Raw genomic sequence first — 519 nt, 5'->3', positions numbered from 1 at the left:
CAATGCTGTTGTTACTGCAACCGATGATGACTCAAAAGGCCGCGGCGTACTAGTGGCAATGAATGACACCATTTTCGATGCGCGAGATGTAACGAAGACCAACACCACCTCGGTAAGTACGTTCCAATCTCCAAATTTTGGCCCTCTTGGCTACATTCACAACAGCGATGCAAAGTACCAAAGAAGCCCTGAACGTAAACACACCACAGAAACCCCATTCGACGTATCAAAACTCAACACACTACCTAAAGTAGGCATTGTTTATAATTATGCGAATGCGTCGAGCTTGCCAGTCAAAGCCTTGGTTGATGCCAAGTTTGACGGTATTGTGAGTGCTGGTGTGGGTAATGGTAACTTGTACCACACGGTCTTTGATGAGCTAGAAAAAGCGAGCAAAGATGGCATTGTTGTCGTCAGAAGCTCTCGCACGCCAACTGGCTCAACGACTTTGGACGCGGAAATTGATGATGATAAATACGGCTTTGTTGCATCAGGCACGCTAAACCCACAAAAAGCACG

The 519-nt window shown here is 46.6% G+C and carries 1 protein-coding gene; it reads left to right on the top strand.

Annotated features, from left to right (window positions below; genetic code table 11):
• A partial coding sequence (locus tag R7Q46_RS30270; protein ID WP_318078728.1) for an asparaginase domain-containing protein occupies positions 1-519 on the top strand: 519 nt, incomplete at both ends.

This window comes from Vibrio sp. 811, assembly GCF_033339195.1.
The sequence above is the reverse complement of the archived record's forward strand: the minus strand, read 5'-3'. Positions and strand labels throughout refer to the sequence as shown.